General features: G+C 47.2%; 11 protein-coding genes. 3 read left to right on the forward strand and 8 right to left on the reverse strand.

The window, feature by feature from the left end; genetic code table 11:
• Window positions 1-86: 86 nt before the first annotated feature.
• The 4 genes from V5J77_RS19965 to V5J77_RS19980 form a co-directional block, all read right to left on the reverse strand.
• A complete protein-coding gene (locus V5J77_RS19965) occupies window positions 87-1,415 on the reverse strand; it encodes an extracellular solute-binding protein (RefSeq protein ID WP_338552587.1) in 1,329 nt (442 codons plus the stop codon).
• 110 nt (window positions 1,416-1,525) lie between these two features.
• Window positions 1,526-2,314, reverse strand: coding sequence for a response regulator (locus tag V5J77_RS19970; RefSeq protein ID WP_338552588.1), 789 nt, complete (start codon window positions 2,312-2,314; stop codon window positions 1,526-1,528).
• Window positions 2,289-4,070 carry a sensor histidine kinase gene (locus V5J77_RS19975; RefSeq protein ID WP_338552589.1) on the reverse strand — a complete coding sequence of 594 codons (1,782 nt, stop codon included), beginning with the start codon at window positions 4,068-4,070 and terminating at the stop codon, window positions 2,289-2,291. The genes V5J77_RS19970 and V5J77_RS19975 overlap by 26 nt, the downstream gene beginning before the upstream one ends.
• Before the next feature lie 178 nt (window positions 4,071-4,248).
• Window positions 4,249-5,616: an aldehyde dehydrogenase gene (locus V5J77_RS19980; RefSeq protein WP_338556939.1), complete on the reverse strand. Its 1,368-nt coding sequence runs from the start codon at window positions 5,614-5,616 to the stop codon at window positions 4,249-4,251.
• 189 nt (window positions 5,617-5,805) lie between these two features.
• Between V5J77_RS19980 and V5J77_RS19985 the strand changes: the two genes are divergently transcribed.
• The 3 genes from V5J77_RS19985 (at window position 5,806) to V5J77_RS19995 (ending at window position 6,772) form a co-directional block, all read left to right on the forward strand.
• Window positions 5,806-6,141 (forward strand): DUF1904 family protein, encoded by a 336-nt coding sequence (locus V5J77_RS19985; protein WP_338552590.1) that lies wholly within the window; start codon window positions 5,806-5,808, stop codon window positions 6,139-6,141.
• Between the two features lie 161 nt (window positions 6,142-6,302).
• A complete protein-coding gene (locus V5J77_RS19990; RefSeq protein ID WP_338552591.1) occupies window positions 6,303-6,455 on the forward strand; it encodes a DUF1540 domain-containing protein in 153 nt (50 codons plus the stop codon).
• A 56-nt stretch (window positions 6,456-6,511) separates the two neighbouring features.
• Window positions 6,512-6,772 (forward strand): cysteine-rich CWC family protein, encoded by a 261-nt coding sequence (locus V5J77_RS19995; RefSeq protein ID WP_338552592.1) that lies wholly within the window; start codon window positions 6,512-6,514, stop codon window positions 6,770-6,772.
• Window positions 6,773-6,794: 22 nt separating this feature from the next.
• Here V5J77_RS19995 and V5J77_RS20000 read toward each other — a convergent pair whose 3' ends face one another.
• The 4 genes from V5J77_RS20000 to V5J77_RS20015 form a co-directional block, all read right to left on the reverse strand.
• Window positions 6,795-8,900 carry an EAL domain-containing protein gene (locus V5J77_RS20000; protein ID WP_338552593.1) on the reverse strand — a complete coding sequence of 702 codons (2,106 nt, stop codon included), beginning with the start codon at window positions 8,898-8,900 and terminating at the stop codon, window positions 6,795-6,797.
• A gap of 25 nt (window positions 8,901-8,925) precedes the next feature.
• Window positions 8,926-11,394, reverse strand: coding sequence for an EAL domain-containing protein (locus tag V5J77_RS20005; RefSeq protein ID WP_338552594.1), 2,469 nt, complete (start codon window positions 11,392-11,394; stop codon window positions 8,926-8,928).
• Window positions 11,395-11,509: 115 nt separating this feature from the next.
• Window positions 11,510-12,661, reverse strand: a complete 1,152-nt coding sequence (locus V5J77_RS20010) for a response regulator (RefSeq protein WP_338552595.1) — start codon at window positions 12,659-12,661, stop codon at window positions 11,510-11,512.
• A 193-nt stretch (window positions 12,662-12,854) separates the two neighbouring features.
• Window positions 12,855-13,337, reverse strand: coding sequence for a Fur family transcriptional regulator (locus V5J77_RS20015; RefSeq protein WP_338552596.1), 483 nt, complete (start codon window positions 13,335-13,337; stop codon window positions 12,855-12,857).
• Between the last annotated feature and the right edge of the window lie 231 nt (window positions 13,338-13,568).

A 13,568-nucleotide genomic window follows, 5' to 3' on the forward strand; every position in this document is an offset into this window, starting at 1 on the left:
CTCCTTTCCTTACTAATGAATGAGTGGAAGACATATTGGGGCGATGCCCGCTGCTATGTCCTCCACCGCTCAATCACAGGGGACGTTTATTTCCCTGCGGCAATGGCCTTATCATGCTCTTCTGAGAATTTCTCAGGTGTCACTGCCTTGCCGAACAAAGCTTGAATCATATTCAGATGAGTTTCGGCAGCACTCGCCTGCATTTGAACATCTGCAAATAAGGTAATGCTGCTTGCTTGATTCATTTCATTAAATAAATCAATGTAAAGCTGCGGCAGCTCCATGCTGGCTGTATCCACTTTAGTTGCCGGAATAACGCCCGCGCCCGTCACCGATTGCTCTCCCCACTGGGTTACAAAGTATTCGACGAATGCTTTCGCTTCCGCTTTTACCGCAGAATTTTCAGATACGAATAGACCGACACCCGGACCGCCTACCCAGCTGTTAATATCCCCTTTTCCGCCCTCAACCTTCGGGAATTTAAAGAAACCAACACTGTCGCGGAATTCTTTAGGGATATCTTCATTGGATGTAAAGTTTGGCAGCTCCCATGTGCCCATCATATACATAGCAGCTTTGCCATTCAGAAACTCCGACTTTGCTTCCTCATTGGACAAGCCATTGAAGCCCTTCACGAATGCCTGGCTGTCCACCAGTGTCTGCACTTCAGTTGCTGCTTGCAGCAAGCCTTCGTCTGTAAAGGCTCCTTCACCGTTTATCGCACTGGATAATGTCTGCTGCCCGGCGATTCGATCAGCTAGGTACATATACCAGAGCGAGCCCGTCCAACGGTCCTTGTTGCCAAGCGCAATTGGCGCGATTCCATTTTCGGACAGTGTTTTTGCAACCGCCTTTAATTCCTCGTAGGTTTGAGGGATTTCAAGCTTGTATTTCTCGAATAAAGATTTATTATAGTAAACTGGAGCAATGTTGAATTCTAGTGGCAGCGCATACGTTTTACCATCAATCGCATAGGCCTCTGTCGTACCGGATACGAACTTGCCGTTCAGCTCGCCGCTAAGCAGGTCATCTACAGGTGTAAACAGCTTTCCTTCCACATACGGCTGCAAGAAACCGGCCGCCCACGTCACACCGACATCCGGCAGTTTATTGGAAGCCGAAAGCACCTTCAGCTTGTTTTTATATTGCTCGTTATCCAGTACTTCTTGCTTGATCGTCACATTTTTATGCTCATCCTGATAGGCTTTTATGATTTGATTTACGATTTTGTTTTGTCCTGCTGACACACCCTCTGGCCATAAATGCATAAAGTTAATCGTAATCTGCTCGCTGCTCTCGCCTGCTGGCTCCTTGCTGCCATTGTTGCTGCTCTCACTACTGTTTGTACCGCAGCCTGCTGCTGCCAGAACTAGACTAGACGCCAATAAGAGCTTCAATCCTTTTTTCTTGAACACGTTTACATCCCCTTTGTATCTAATGTAAGCGTATTGAAACCGCTCTAATAAAATTGTAGCAATATCGCCCGTAAGCCGTAAGGACATAAGCATTGGGAGTAATACCATAATTATTGGATAATTTTTTCAGAATTAGATACGTTTTGACGATACTGCCCTGGACTAGTCCCCTCTATGGTACGAAACACTTTGACAAAATATTTTGCTGTTTGATAGCCCACCTGCTCTGAAATTTCCGCTATCGAGTCTCTCGTGTTGACTAGCAGCTCCTTGGCCCGCTGCACGCGTCTGCGACTCAAATAGTCGCTGAAGGTGAGACCCGTCTGCTCTTTAAACAGAACGCTGAAGTAGCTGGCATTCATATGCAAGTGTTCTGCAACAGCACGCATAGATACCTGCTCGCTCAAATGATCGTCGATATGGCGTAGCGCTTCTCGCACCTGAGGGCTGTACTGCTTCTCCTCTTGCACCGTCCCCAGTAATTTAGGGTCAAAAAGCTTCTCCATTCTCACCATCCGGCTTATCTCTTCCTCCCTTTTCAAAGCCAGCTCGACGGCTTGCACTAATTTTTCTTTAACTAACGGCTTTAGCAAATAAGAGACGACCCCAAGCTGAAGTGCTTTCTGTGCGTAGTCAAACTCAGGATGTCCGGAAATAACAATAACCACAGGGTGAGGTGTCAAATCGCTTAATCGTTCGACTAGCTCCAAGCCTCCCACCTCTGGCATTCTAATATCAGTTACGAGCAGATGGGCTTCGTTTTGCTGCAACCAAGCTAAAGCCTCCACTCCGCTGGCTGCCATTTCGATTCGATGCCGACCGCAGGACCACGCTTCCAGCGTTTTACGAATCCCCTGCCTTGTTCTAGGTTCATCATCTACGATTAAAATAGTCTTCATTTATTCCATTCCCTTCCAATTCATCAGGTATTTCAAACGTAACGGTGGTTCCTCGACCAGGCTCGCTCTCAATGCTCAGCCCGCTTCCAGCCGCATGATAATAAAGCCTCAATCTACGCTCCACATTTGATACGCCAACTCCCGTACCTTTATTGCTGCTCGCATACCCTTCTCTCATGGCGGCTTGGAGAGACTCCACTGCGGCTGCATCCATGCCCGGTCCATCGTCCGTTATTCTTACTCGCGTAAACCCTTCCCTGCTTGAAGGCTCGGCACAAAGAACAACCGTGCCAGGTCCGACTCGCTGCTCAATTCCATGCAGAATAGCGTTCTCTACGAGCGGTTGAATTAATAGTTTGGGCATAGGTACCAGCCTGCACGCCTCTGCGGCCTCTATTCGCCACGACAGCCTGTCCACCATCCGCATCTCCATAATTTTCAAATAACGTTCCGCATGATTCAATTCATCTCCTATCGTTACCCACTCATCATCCTCTGTTCGGTTGATCACATAACGGAACAAGCCCGACATAGCGACTACAATCTGCGCAAGGTCTTCTTCCCCTTTATCATCAAGCTCCCAATAGAACGCTTCCAATGTGTTAAACAGAAAGTGAGGATTAATTTGGGCCTGCAAGGCTTTCAGTTCCGTTCTACTCTGTATAATTTCCTTCTGGTAGACGACCTCAATTAATTCATTTAAGGAATCGACCATTTGGTTATAGGTATGGTTTAGCTCATTAATCTCCATCGTTGAGGAGGTGTTCGGATTCGCCTTCAGCGTGCCCAATCTGGCACCGCGCATCGCTTTAATCAAGTTTAATATCGGCCGAGTAATCATCGTTGACAAAATAAAGCTCAAGATCAGAAACAACAAGCCCCCGACCGCACCAGATACAAAAATAGCCGTCCGTAGAACTGAAATACCGGCCGTAGCATAATTTACAGGGGTCAATATAGCAAGCCTCCACCCTGTTTCCTTCGATTGCTGCTCAATTGCAATATACGATTCATGGCCCACCGTAATCGCTTCTCCACCATGATCAACCATATTTTCCTTACCTGCATCCATAGCTAAATCCGAAAAAATTTCTTGGCCCGCTCCATCAAATAGAGCCATATGCTCCCGCGTTTCATTCTCATTTTCTGCTCCGGCAGCTGTTAGCTCAAAGTAGCTTTTTTCAATATGAACGACTAAATAGCCAGCATGGATGAAAGAACGGTCCACTAAACGAATATGGCGAATAGCAATGACAACGTTTGCATCCTGTGGGTCAAAGCCAAGCCATATCAAGCGTCCTTTACCGCTATCTGCTTGTTCTATCCACTCCGTCGGCACCCGCCTATCAAGAGAAATATCATCTAGCGGAAACAGCCTTCTATAATCACTGCTGTACATTTCAAGCGCTCGAATTCCTGTGACATACGCTTCATATTTTCGGGCTTCCTGCTGCAACGATTGACGCTCCTCAAAGCGGATCGGCTTGCCTGCGATTTCTCGCGTCAATAATCGCTGGATAGACGCATTCGTAGCCACCTGCGCGGTAAGCGTATCGATTTGTCCAAGAAGCACGTCAAGCTTCCCCATAGCCTGAACGGCCGTCTGTTGAATATGCTTCTCCGCACTGTTTCGCAAAAGCACAGAAACCTGACCATACGTAAAGTAGCCGACCGATGCCAGCACGATAACCATTACAAGCATAAATCCAATTAATATCTGATTGCGCAGCGTATTCAACTGCCCTAGCTTCTTCACGAGCTACATTCCTTTCTATTCTCTATTCCGTCCTATCGTTCGCCCATATATTCTACCTCGTTTTCCATTAATTTCATATAGCGGATACCTAAGCAGTAGAGTCTTCTTTGTATTAAAAAAACCTCCTTAAATACAGGAGGTTTTACGATTGCAATTAGCGGAGCAATTAGCGGAGCAACTAGCGGAGCAGCTTGCGAATCAGCTTCTTGCCCCACTTGGATGTCGGATAGCGGAATGGCATATCAAAGCGTGTTGTTTGCTTAAGCAAGCTTTTCTGATGAGAGAAAGTGTAAAAGGTTTTCTCCCCGTGGTAGCTGCCCATGCCGCTGTCCCCTACTCCGCCGATAGGCAAATGCGGCGACGCCATATGCATTAATGTATCGTTAATGCAGCCGCCCCCAAAGGACAATCCCCTTGTAACCTGCTGCTGAACAGCTGTGCTTTCCGAAAATAAATACAGCGCAAGCGGGTGCGAACGAGCAGCAACTGCCGACATGACCTCCTCTATTAAATCAAACTCAAGGAGCGGAAGCAGCGGGCCAAAAATCTCCTCCTGCATCACTGGCGCCTGCCAGTCTAAGCCCTCCAGCACCGTTGGCGCGATGACCCGGCGCGCAGCATCTGTTTCGCCCCCAATGATAATGCGCCCGTCCTTCATAAAGCTCGCAAGCCTTGCAAAGTGTCGGTCGCTAATAATATGTGTGTAGCTGTCATTAAGAAGCGGCTCGCTGCTGTAAAGCTCTTCAATCGCAGCCTTCAGCAGCTTGACGAAACGCTCCTTCACCTCTCGATGAACATATAAGTAATCCGGTGCAACGCAGGTTTGTCCAGCGTTCGTAAACTTGCCGAAAGCAATCCGCTTGGCAGCGAGCGTTAAGTTCGCATCCTTATGCACGATGCAGGGGCTCTTGCCCCCAAGCTCCAGCGTAACCGGCGTCAAATGCTTGGCAGCTGCCGTCATTACGATTTTGCCAACACCGACGCTCCCGGTAAAAAAGATATAATCGAGCTTCTCTGCCAGCAGCTCCGTGCTTACCGCAGCATCACCCAGTACCGTCGTTGCCCACCCCGGCTCAAAGGCCTCCTTTACGATAGCAGCCAGCGTATCTGCTACATTCGGAGCCAGCTCCGATGGCTTTAATACGACGGTATTGCCTGCTGCAATCGCTCCAATAAGCGGCACAAGTGCAAGCTGGACCGGATAATTCCACGGTGCAATAACGGCCGCAACGCCATAAGGCTCGGAAATGACCTTGCTGGTGCTGCCAATATGCGTCATCGCTGTTTGGATACGCTTTGGCTTCGCCCAGCCTCTAATATGCTTAATTGTATGTCTAAGCTCTGTATAAATTAAGCCAAGCTCCATCGCATATGAATCAAACTCCGATTTATTTAAATCCGTCTTTAGAGCTGCAAGCAGCCTCGGCTCATGCTGTTGCATGACCTCGCGCAGCTTTTCCAGCTTCTGAATACGCGCAGCAATCGAGCGAGTCTTGCCGCTCTCGAACCATTTCCGCTGCTCCGCAACAACCTCGGCTACCGTAATTGTTTTCATTGTTTTCCATCCTTCCCTGCAACAAACGTCCGCAAAATAATCATTTCTGTTAAGATAAAGATAACTTGCTTTATACGGGACTGCAAGCAATGCCCTCATCATTGACGAGCAGGTCCTAGTAATAAGGCATAACGCTATGCAAAGCTTGAGCTTCTATAACTGAAAGGAGATTATATCTATATGCCTCACTTATTATTTCGCGGTGTGCCTGTCCCTGGATTGCGCAGCATCGCACCTGAGCTCGTACAAGAGCTTGCCGTCCTCTGTGAATGCGGCGTAGACAATTTCACGATAGAATGCCTCGCAACCACTTCTATTTACGGAGGAACTGAGCCAAATCTTTCATTCCCGTTCATTGAAGTTGGCTGGTTTGAGCGCGGACAGGAGGTTCGGGATCGATTCGCGGCTATTGTACATCAATACATGGAGAAGCTTGGATCAGGGGAAGCCGAAATCGCATTTCGGACCTATAGCGAAAATGCTTATTACATAGAGGGAAAACCTTTCAGCCCCTAATGGAGCAGGCTGCCGCATAATTGGACAGGTTGAAAGAGCTGGTTCCTTTTGGTAAGATGGACGGGTAGCTATCTACAAAGCACAAATAACCCCTTACGCCAATAAGAGGTTTATAAGCTTTATATTTGTGCACCGACTACTAACCATGGGAGGTGATAGTAATGGCTAAAGATGTATTATGCGAGGTCGACTCTTGCCGTCATTGGGTAGATGACAACAAGTGCAGCGCTTCATCCATCTATATCGTCAGCAATAGCGCAGATACTGCACACACAGCTAGCGAAACAGATTGCCGAACTTTCGAAACGAAATAACTGATTGGATGGAAGGGATGTTGCGGTCCCTTCTTTCTTTATGTATTTTACCAATAATGATTATTATTATCAAGCATTTTAATTCATTTTTTTTGAACCGCAGAAGAAAGGGGCTGTCCTCCTTGAAAAAATGTCCATTATGCGGCGGGCCAAACGGCTGCGCCATAGAAGCGGGGCTGGTACCCCACTCCTGCTGGTGCTTCCGGGAGCGCGTTCCGCAAAGTCTGCTTGAACAAATTCCGCCTGCTCAGCGCAACCAGTCATGCGTCTGCCTCAAGTGCGTCAAGCAGGCTAACGCCCAAGCTCTTGTAGAATAGTGTGTTCAGCAGCAGGCCGTTCTCAATGCTTCAAATCGCCCCATATGCCATCATTTTCCGCTTGAATCATTAAATACTTTTCCTCCAGCACCTTAGCTGGCAGCGGACGGCAATAATAATAGCCTTGAATTTCCTTACAGTCATGGCTGGTTAGAAAATCAAGCTGCTCCTTCGTTTCAATGCCTTCCGCTATGACCTCCATCTTTAAATGCTTGGCCATGGAAATAATCGTAGCGACAATCGCTTGATCGCTCTCATCCGTTGTAATATCAATGATGAAGGAACGGTCTATTTTCAGCTTATATATGGGATAATGCTTTAAATAGCTAAGCGAGCTGTAGCCTGTCCCGAAATCATCGAGGCTGATTTTAACGCCGGTGCTGTTTAATTCATTTAGTATCCCAATGGAATGCTTGGCGTCCATCATCATGCTCTCAGTAATTTCCAGCACCAGAAAGCTCGGGTCCAGCCCCGTCTCCTCTAAAATGACATGAATTTGCTGAACCAGATTCGGCTGAAGAAACTGCCTTGCCGATAAATTGACGGATACCGATGCGAAAAAAACACCCTCATCATGCCACTTTTTCATTTGCCTGCAAGCCTCGCGCATCGTCCACTCGCCAATGCTGTAGATCAAGTCGCTTTCTTCGGCCACTGGAATAAATACACCAGGCGATATAATGCCTTTGGTAGGGTGCTCCCACCGGATCAGCGCCTCAACGCCGGTCATTCGATTGTCGGCGGAGCTGATTTGCGGCTGGTAATACAATCTAAACTCCTCGCGCTCCATCGCCTTGCGCAGCTCGCTTTCCAGCTCCAGCCTGAGCTGCAGCTGCTCATTAAATTCATAGCAATAAAACTGATACCCGTTTTTACCATTGCGCTTCACTTCATACATCGCAGTATCAGCATTTTTAAGCAGCTGTACCGTATCCTGGCCATTATCCGGATAGATGGCAATTCCAATGCTGACCGTCGTATAAAAATCGGTGTCCTTCAGGCGGCAGGGCTGCTGAATGGCGGCCGTAATCCTTCCCGCCAGCAGCTCAAGCTCCTGCTTATCCTGAAAGCGATTAATTAATAACGTAAATTCATCTCCTCCCATTCGGGCTACTAAGGTTTCACTGTCTCTAACACAAGATTGAATACGACTGCCCATCTCCTTCAGGAACACATCCCCATAGGCATGTCCAAGTGAATCATTAATATTTTTGAAACGGTCAAGGTCGAGCACCATGACGGCAAAACGGGAAATCTGCTTGCTTCCCTCGTTAACACTTGCACTGCTGCGCTGGATCATTTTTGATAGCTGCTGATTGAAATGGAGTCGATTCGGCAGACCGCTTAAAGCATCATGAAAGGTCTGGTGAATCATTTCGCGCTCCGCTTTTTTGCGGGCGCTATGATCTCGAATGATCGTTAAAACCGCTGGTCGGCCATTATGGTCAATTGTTTTACTCATCGTCTCAACCTCAATAACCTCATTGCGAAGGCTAATCAGCCTAATTTCCTCTATATTGGAGCGCATCTTCGTCTGATGCATCACTTTTATTCGTTCGGTCACGATATCCCAATCACTCGGATGAATAAAGCGAAAAACATCCTGGCCAATCAGCTGCTCTCTGCTCCCGCCAATCGTTTGTTCAGCTACACCGTTAATGAACACGATTTTAGAGTCCTGATGGATGACAATGGGATCTCTGTACAAGCCCAGCAGCTCGTTGTAACGCTCACTAATAGCCTCACTCTCCTTCTGCTGCCTAACCGATTCCGAACGATCCCGAATGAGAAGATGGTTGCCTAAGCTGCTGCTGCTGGCATCATAAGGGAGCTTATACAGCTCCCAACTGATAACCTCCCCATCTAAATCGTCAAAATATAAAAAATGGCGCTCCGAACAGCTGCCATCTGTCCGGCTCAAAAATTGCTCGAGCTTCGCGCCCTCTTCCTCCGTTATTCGTCTCAGCTTTGACAATTTGGCCCCCGGAAGCAAATCGCGGATAGCCTCCCGCTGATATTTTTTAGCAGCCTCATTCATATGAAGAATGAAGCCATTTTCACCTATTGTTATTATCGGCTCAGGAAACTGCTTATACATATTTGGCAAAGATTTCTTCCAATAGTCCACCTTATCACCTCCGCTGTCTGCTGAATCAGGAATGAAATGCTGTTTTCTCTTGGCGACTAGGTATGAAAAATCCCTCTTCTACATCAATAGCGGACAAAGGACGGCTGAAATAATAGCCTTGTATCTTCTCACAGTCTTTATCAGTTAAAATGTCCAGCTGGGCTTTCGTTTCAATGCCCTCGGCAATAACCTCCATATTTAAATGCTGGGCCATGGAAATAATGGTCGATACAATGGCCTTATCATTGTCATTTTCCGTAATATCGCGAATAAAGGAGCGATCAATTTTCACCTTATGAATCGGGAACATCTTCAAATAGCTAAGCGAGCTGTAGCCCGTTCCAAAATCATCGAGACTAATCCGAACGCCAAATTCATTGAGCTGGTTCAAAATAGGTGTCGAGACCGATGCGTCCATCATCATGCTTTCGGTAATTTCCAGCTCTAAAAATTGCGGCTCAAGCCCCGTCTCCCGCAAAATATCCTTCACGTAATCAGCCAAATACGGCTGATGAAATTGCTGCGAGGATAAGTTGACTGAAACAGGAATGAGCGGTCCGCCTGCTAAATGCCAGCTTCGCATTTGACGACAGGCTTCCCGGAGCACCCAAGTTCCAAGCTCATAAATAATGCCCGTCTCCTCCGCAATCGGAATAAAAATGCCTGGCGACAGTACGCCCTTCGTTGGATGGTTCCAGCGAACGAGCGCCTCAATTCCAATCATTTGCTCATCCTCGGCTCTAATTTGGGGCTGGTAGTAAAGCTCAAGCTCGCCCCGCTCCACCGCTTTTCGCAAGTCGCCCTCTAGCTCAATTTTATTAACCAGCTTGTCATTGAGCTCAGCTGAATAATACTGAAAACCATTTTTCCCTTTTTTCTTAACCTCGTACATGGCCGTATCTGCATTTTTAAGCAATTGGCTCGTATCCATCCCATGCTGCGGATATAAAGCAATGCCGATGCTGGCAGATACATAAAAGTCGCTTTCCTTGAGTCGATAAGGTAGCTGGATAGCATGAATAATTTTCTCGGCAATTTCCGTCACCATGCCTGCATCTGAATGCGGCACCAGCAACGTAAATTCATCACCGCCCATTCGAGCAAGCAGCACATTATAGCCATTTATACTGCTGACAATTCGGTTGCCCATTTCTTGAAGGAACAGGTCGCCATATGAATGGCCTAACGAGTCATTAATCATTTTGAAACGGTCGATGTCCAGCACCATGATGGCGAAAACAGGGTCGTTTCCGCTCTCTTCCCCCTTTGCCGGTTTTGCTTTCTCAATTTCTTCTTCCAGCACTTGATTGAACATTCTGCGGTTCGGCAAGCCTGTCAGTTCATCATGAAAGGCTAAATACTTCACCTTCTCCCCAGCCTGCTTCTCCTCTGAAATATCCTTGGCGATGACATAAATACCTACAACAGCACCGCCCACAACAACCGGAGCGCTTACAACGCTAATATCAACGCGTTCCTCATTATTTCGCAATATGGCAGTTGTGTAACGCTGAGCTTCACCTTGAAAAGCTTTTTGGAACATCGCTAGTGTATGCTCCAGCTGGTCTGGCACAATATATGGCAAAAACAAATTTATAGGCTGATGGAGCAGTTGCTCGCTTCTTAGGCCTGTAATTTCCAATGCAACCCGATTAAAGCCAATGATCTGGCCTTGAATATTAACGGTAATAATGCCATCTAAATTGTTGTCGAACAACGACTTGTACCACTTCTCATGCTCGTCCAGCTGCGTTTCCGTGCTCTCCAGTCGTTTGGAGACAAATAGGACCACCAGCGACATCAAGCATGTAATTAGCGTTCCAGCTGTAATGACGTAAGCAAGCAGCTTATTTTCCAGTACCATTTCAAAAAAGATCGCTGTTTTAGTTTCCGTGCCAAATGTCGCCGCCATCATTCCTGTATAATGCATGCCGGCGATAGCCGCTCCCATAACCATGCCTGCGCTTAGCTTCTTCCAAAACATAACCTGCTTGCTGGGTTTGCGAAAATAAAATACGAGCCATAAGGCAGCAACAGATGCGGCAAACGCAATAAAAATAGAAAGTGAAAACAGCCGCGGATCATAATGAATCTGAATCAGCATCGCCTCCATGCCCACATAATGCATAACCGACACACCGGTTGCCAGCAGTAATCCTCCTGCCAGCAGCCTGCCGATTTTCAATTCATCCCTTCCAATGACATAGAGCGCAGCGAATGCGGCTACGATGACAGCGAGAAGCGACAACGCCACAACGATAAGATCATAGGCTACTACGATCGGCAAGGAGAAGGCCATCATGCCGACAAAATGCATGGACCAAATGCCCATTCCCAAAATAACGGCGCCCAGCGTAATGCCGATCCAGCGTTTGCGGCCATTGGAAATGCCAATCTTCTCGGCCATATCCAAAGCTGCAAAAGACGCAAGCACTGCAATAACATAGGAGAATATAATTAGTGAGCTATCATAGGTGCCATGGAGATGCCCCATTTCTTTCCCTCTTTTCAGTTGGCAAATATTTAAATTTTCAGTAAATTTAATCCATTATAATAAATGTTGCAAAAATGCTCGCATAGACTAACACAGCTCTGCCCTTGTAGCTCGCTTATTGCGCGGAAAAACGTTGGCTGAGCTTGTATTGCCATTGCTCGTACCATTGCTGTACCTGCGTCAGCGGCTCGGCATCAAACTCCTGCCTTAGCATGTGCACCAGCTGATCGTATTGCCGCTGTACAGCAAACCGTTCATTCATCCGGTCATACAAACGCATCAGCTCAAAATAAATCTGCTCCTCGGTGGGCAGCTGTTTTTGAATGAGCAAATATTGCTGGACTGCCTTTGCCTCATTGCCAATCGAATCATAATGCTGGGCAATACGCTGGGCATGACGCAGCCATAAGGTGCGCAGCCGACGACGCTCCGTTTCGGCCCATTCATACCCATACTCCTGCAAATAGTCACCAGGGTACATTTCCAGCATCTGCTGATGCTGCTCTAACGTTTCATCCGTTAGCGGAGGGATTCTCTTAATTTTCCGCTCCCACTCCTCCGTATCCAGAAGCACGCCATTCAAATCCAGCGTGTAGCCTTCATCACGGTTAACGATCCGAATGTCCACACCCTCGTTGTGCATAATGCGCCGAATTTGATAAATCGCCGTATACAGCTGGGCGGTGCCTTTCCGCCATTCGATTTCCGGCCACAGGTGATCAAGCAAATCTTCTTTGCGGTTCAGCTTCCCGCGATGCTCCAGCAAATAGGCGAAAAGCTCCTGCGCCTTCAAGGTTTTCCATTTGAGCGTTGCGCTCTCATCGCCCTGCGTCCCAATACGCAGTGATCGAAAGCAATGGATCATTTTAGCTGGGCCAGATGCCAGCTGTGCAGCAGGAGGAGCAATTCTGGCCCGCTTTAATAGCCGCTCAACCGTTATGCATAGCCTCTCATGGTTGAAGGGCTTCATAATATAGTCATGAGCGCTAAGCTCAAATGCTTTCACCGCATATTTCTCTTGCTCCGTTAGGAAAACAAGCATCATTTCCGGAAATTGCTCCAGCACTTGCTCAGCAAGCTGTATTGCGCCAAGCTCCTGCGTATCGATATCTAAAAATAAGGCGATCGGAGGTTCGGCTAAAATATGCTGAAACGCAAGCTCAGGATTAGAGAAGCTTCCCACTATATCAATGCCACTAGTTTTGCCCAGCTCCTTTTCCAGAAGCTTAAGCGTTAGAGGCACGTTATCTACCAATATCGTCTTCATGTTTTGTCACCTTCTTAACTGGTAGTTTAAGCCGTAAGTCCTATACTTATATAACGGTTTACCAAGCCTTATTATCAATACCAAATAATAATATGCCGTAAAAAAAACGCTGAATCCCCGTTGTTTGGTGGATTCAGCGTTTTTCAAGCCACTTGCTGGCTTATAGGCCTGCATTTCTCCATAAAATTAACCATTAACTAGCTTTCGTATCTTTGCCTCGCTTGCAATTTTCGGTATTGCAGCCTTGAAACATGCCGGTGAAATCTAATCGGTGGTCGGTAACGGTGAAGCCGAACTCGCGCTGTACGCGCTGCTCCAGCTCAAGCAGCCAATCCTCTTGAATTTCCTTTAGCATGCCGCACTTGGCACAAATCAGATGATGATGCATATGCTCTTGGTTGTCGTCGCGCAAGTCAAAGCGGGCAACGCCATCGCCAAAGTTCATTTTTTCTACAATATGCAGCTCAGTCAGCAGCTCGAGCGTCCTGTAAACGGTCGCCAGCCCAATTTCCGGGTAGGACTTCTTGACCATCATATATACGTCCTCTGCGCTGAGATGGTCCTGCTGGTTCTCCAGCAACACTCTTAAAGTCATTGCGCGCTGATGCGTCAGCTTGTAGCCCTTCGCTTTCAGCTGCTGGTTGATTCTATCTATATGATTTTCCAGTTCACTCATCGCTCATGAGCCTCCTTTGCATGCGGCTTGTCATTTCTCAATTTATAATCATTATCATCTTAATTTTATTATAGATATATTAAAAAAGCAAGCTTCCTAACTTTGCACAGCCCGCAGATTACAGCAGCAAGTATCGTTTTCTTTAGCACAGCTACTGTCTGAATCGCCTTGCAGGCTGTATAATATAAATCATAAGCTCGCCTGTAACAGTACAAGCTATATCTCCCGTCT

Origin of the sequence: Paenibacillus sp. KS-LC4 (genome assembly GCF_036894955.1) — a bacterium.
GTDB lineage: Bacteria > Bacillota > Bacilli > Paenibacillales > Paenibacillaceae > Pristimantibacillus.

Bases quoted from the DNA above. Each gene is read 5' to 3' on its own strand.
- V5J77_RS19990 (WP_338552591.1), top strand. From the start codon at position 6,303: ATGGCTAAAGATGTATTATGCGAGGTCGACTCTTGCCGTCATTGGGTA.
- V5J77_RS20010 (WP_338552595.1), bottom strand. From the start codon at position 12,661: ATGAAGACGATATTGGTAGATAACGTGCCTCTAACGCTTAAGCTTCTG.
- V5J77_RS19970 (WP_338552588.1), bottom strand. From the start codon at position 2,314: ATGAAGACTATTTTAATCGTAGATGATGAACCTAGAACAAGGCAGGGG.
- V5J77_RS20005 (WP_338552594.1), bottom strand. From the start codon at position 11,394: ATGGGGCATCTCCATGGCACCTATGATAGCTCACTAATTATATTCTCC.
- V5J77_RS20015 (WP_338552596.1), bottom strand. From the start codon at position 13,337: ATGAGTGAACTGGAAAATCATATAGATAGAATCAACCAGCAGCTGAAA.
- V5J77_RS19995 (WP_338552592.1), top strand. From the start codon at position 6,512: ATGATTATTATTATCAAGCATTTTAATTCATTTTTTTTGAACCGCAGA.
- V5J77_RS19985 (WP_338552590.1), top strand. From the start codon at position 5,806: ATGCCTCACTTATTATTTCGCGGTGTGCCTGTCCCTGGATTGCGCAGC.